Raw genomic sequence first — 3,660 nt, forward strand, 5'->3', positions numbered from 1 at the left:
GGCGCTGGCCTCGGGCAGGTCGTGTTCGATCAGCTCGAGGCCGAGCGCCTCGATCGCACCGCGGAGGTGTTCGTCCTTGGCGTAGTCGGCGCCGTCTTCCTCGCGGAGTTCCTGCGCTTTCGCGAGCACCTCGCCGCGGCGGTCATCGGGCACCTCGTACTTGTCCGTCGAGAGTTCGATGACGAGGCCGTTGTTGTCCGTGGTGTAGATCGAGTGGAAGATGCCCCGGTCGAAGACGTTGTACTGGTGGCCCGCGTCCTCAAGCGCGTCCATCGTGTCCTCGTACTCGTCGGGGTCGACGCTGAAACAGAGGTGGTGGACGGCACCGGTCCCGCCGCGCTGACCGCGCCGGTTCGACGGTCGGTCGTCGCTGACGAAGAACGTCAGGATGCGACCGTCACCGGTATCGAAGAAGAGGTGCGTCTGCGAGGGGTCGTCGAGGTTGGGTTGGCGGAGCACCAGCGGCATTCCGAGCAGGTCCTGGTAGAACTCGATCGTCTCGGCCTCGTTGCTCCCCCAGATGGTGATGTGGTCGGTCCCCGTCGTGTGGACGGGGCTGTCGGGCAGTTCCGGCGTGACTGGATTGGTGGGTTCGGTAGGCATGGTGGGTGAATCGAATCGGTCGTGCATCCGACCGAGGTGGGTTCGAATTCGATCGGCTCGGTCGCGAGTCCGGCGTCTCCGTAACTACTCCGCGAAGACGCCGGCGTCGACGTGACTACTCCGCGACGTGTTCGCCGAAGACGCGCGCGGCGTCGTCGGGAACGTCGAAGTCGTGGTAGTGTTCGCCCTTTACGCTCGAGAGGATGTTGAGTGCTGCGGCGGCCCCGTCGCCGACGGCGATGGCGGCCTGCCACTCCTCGGGACGAACCATCGCGCCGGTCGCGTACGCGCCCGAAACGGAGGTCTCCATCTCGACGCCGACGTCGACGATGTCCTCGTCGGTGAACGCCACGCCGAGACCCTCGGCCAGTTCGCGGTTCGCACCGGTCGCGAGGACGACGAAGTCGGCCTCGTAGCTGCCCGCCTCGGTCTCGACACTAAAGCCGTCGCCGGCTTCGCTGACGCCGGTCACTTCCTCGCCCTGCCGACGGTCGACGCCGAAGTCGTCGACCTGCTGTCGAGCCGTGGCCATGAACTCGCTGCCGCCGACCGAGCCGATGCCGAGGTAGTTGAACAGGTGGGCCTTGTGCATCCACGTCTCGTCGGTGTCGAACACCGTCGTCTCGAGCCCGTTCTTCGCGGTAAAGAGGGCCGCACTCAGTCCGGCGGGGCCGCCGCCGACAACGATCACTGTCGCATCGTCCGTAGTCGTCTCGTCGCTCATCGTAGTTACATAGTGTTACTGGAAGGATATCAATCCCCAGCAACCCCGAAGCTACCACGTAACACCAGTGTCAGTGTCATGGATTGCCACAGATCACGCGTTTGAACGGTCGCGCGCGCTGCCAACGGACAGCACGACCTGCGCACGCAGGCTCAATTCATTCGCGTACCTCGTTCTTACGACCGTATCCAACAGGAGAATTATCGGCGGACGGCCGGGTCGACGCGAACTCCCCGGCCCGTCTCAGCCCGCTGGGACGGGCGCTCGCCGACCGCCGTCCGCCAGCCGCGGCCCGGTGACGGCTTGCTCGAGGAGCAGACACCGCATACCAACGGACACATCCATGAACACCAGCCTCGAGGTGGAGTACTGGGTCGTCGACGACGCCGGCGACCTCGTCTCACCCGACACACTGCTCGACGTTTCGGAGCAGGTCGACCCCGAGTTCGTCGAGCCGATGCTCGAGATCAAGACGACCCCCTGTGGATCGATGGCCGAGCTCCGCAGGGAATTCGTCGACCTGATCAGCCGCGTCGTCGACGCGGCACGCGATCGAAACAGGCGACTCGTCCCGCTCGCGACGCCGCTGAACACCGCACCCGCGGACATCCCCTACCGCGACAAGGAGGGGACCGACCTCCAGCGACGGATCGTCGGGCCGACGTTCGACGACGCCCGCGTCTGCGCCGGCACGCACGTCCACTTCGAGCGGTCGAACGTCGCCGACCAGCTCAACGCCCTGACCGCGATCGATCCGGCGTTCGCGCTGGTCAACAGTTCGGCGCACTACCGCGGCGAACGCATCCTCGAGTGCGCCCGCCCCTTCCTCTACCGGCGCTCGTGTTACGACCCCTGTCCCGAACAGGGCCAGCTCCAGTCCTACGTCGACAGCGTCGCCGAGTGGGAGCAGCGCCTCGAGGAGGCCTACGACTCGTTCCGCGAGCGGGCGCTCGAGCGCGGCGTCGATATGGACGCGTTCGAGAACGAGTTCAGCCCCTACGAGGCGGTCTGGAACCCGGTCCGGCTGCGCAAAGCGATGCCCACGGTCGAGTGGCGCTCGCCGGACGCAGCCCTACCGAGCCAGGTGCTCCGGCTCGCGAACGAGGTGCGATCGATCGTCACCTGCGCGGACGAGCACGGGACGGTCATCGGCGGTTCGGAACGGATTACCCGATCGGATGCAGCCGCCGACAGACCGCTCCGTCTCCCCGAGTTCGACGCCGTCGAGTCGATGACGGATGCGGCCATCCACGACGGCCTCGAGGAGCCGAGAGTCCGGCGCTATCTGCGCGGAATCGGATTCACGCCCGCGGAGTACGACCCGCTCGCGGACCGCATGACCGACTCGCGAATCACCGAGCGGCGCGCGAAGAAACTGCGGCTCGAAGCCGCGAACCGACTCGAGGCCGACCTCGAGCAGCGCCGCGTTCGCGCCTGAATCGGGTTATCGGCCGGGCGCGTTTCCGCTATTTCCGGGACCGGTTTCGCGGTGGCCCCGCGCGTGGTCGCTGTTTCCGGGTGCCTCGTCGGCCTCGTCGTCTTCGTCCGTGCGGTCCGACGGATCGGAGGCCTCGAACAGCGGGAACGAGTCATTGAACGCCACCGTCTCGAGGACCGCGGGATCGTCTGCGAGGTTCCGTTCCGCATCGACGATCCGATCCTCGTTGAACCGGAGGTCCGTCTCGAGCCGGGCGGCGAGCCGATTCAGATTCCGCGTGTGATCGGCGTCAGCCGCCGCGCTGCCGAGCAGGACGACCGCACCGCCCTCGTTCCGATACTCGCGCAACGCGAGGAGCTCCCCGAACTCGAGTTCCCGCGCGGGCGCGGAGAGCAAGACGGCACGCGGGGGCTCCGACTCGTCGGGCAGCGTCCGTTCCAGATCGTTTATCTGGCGGAGCCGCGCGTCGACCCCCTCCAGATAGCGGAGGTAGTACTTGCAGTCCTCGAGGGAGAGCGATCCCTCGGCGTTGAACTGGCCCTGGCCGCCGGCGAGTATCACGTCGCCGTCGGTCTCCGAGAGGTGGTCGATCAGATTCGTCAGGAACGGGAAGTTACCGTAGCCGCTCGTGTCCGCACCGAAACCCTCGCCCTGCTCGTAGCTTTCGTCGATCAGCAGGCCACCGACGAGCGCGACCCGACGGCGATCGTCGATCCCGACCAGCGGAACGTCGCCGTCGTACGAGACGCCATCGCCCTCGAGGCGCTGCTCGGCGCTCGGGGCCGCCGACACTGCCACTCGGTCGTCCCGAACACGACCGCCGTTCCGGCCCCGAGCGCTGCGAATGCTCCGGGCCGACGGGACGAACAGTGCCTCGACGGACTCGTTGCGAATT

Annotated in this window: 3 protein-coding genes and 1 pseudogene; 1 reads left to right on the top strand and 3 read right to left on the bottom strand. The window is 66.9% G+C overall.

The features are described from left to right. Both PGX04_RS32665 and PGX04_RS32670 read right to left on the bottom strand, forming a co-directional pair. Nucleotides 1-603 (bottom strand): VOC family protein (locus PGX04_RS32665; protein ID WP_273742278.1); only part of this gene is annotated, 603 nt, incomplete at its 3' end. A 115-nt stretch (nucleotides 604-718) separates the two neighbouring features. After that, nucleotides 719-1,327 carry an NAD(P)/FAD-dependent oxidoreductase gene (locus PGX04_RS32670; RefSeq protein ID WP_273742279.1) on the bottom strand — a complete coding sequence of 203 codons (609 nt, stop codon included), beginning with the start codon at nucleotides 1,325-1,327 and terminating at the stop codon, nucleotides 719-721. 343 nt (nucleotides 1,328-1,670) lie between these two features. Here PGX04_RS32670 and PGX04_RS32675 point away from each other — a divergent pair, with 343 nt between their 5' ends. Continuing rightward, entirely contained in the window at nucleotides 1,671-2,765 is a 1,095-nt protein-coding gene (locus PGX04_RS32675) for a glutamate--cysteine ligase family protein (RefSeq protein WP_273742280.1), read from the top strand. Between the two features lie 6 nt (nucleotides 2,766-2,771). Here the strand turns inward: PGX04_RS32675 and PGX04_RS32680 are convergent. After that, nucleotides 2,772-3,660 (bottom strand): annotated as a pseudogene (locus PGX04_RS32680) (thermonuclease family protein); the annotation flags it as partial.

This window comes from Natrinema soli (assembly GCF_028618695.1).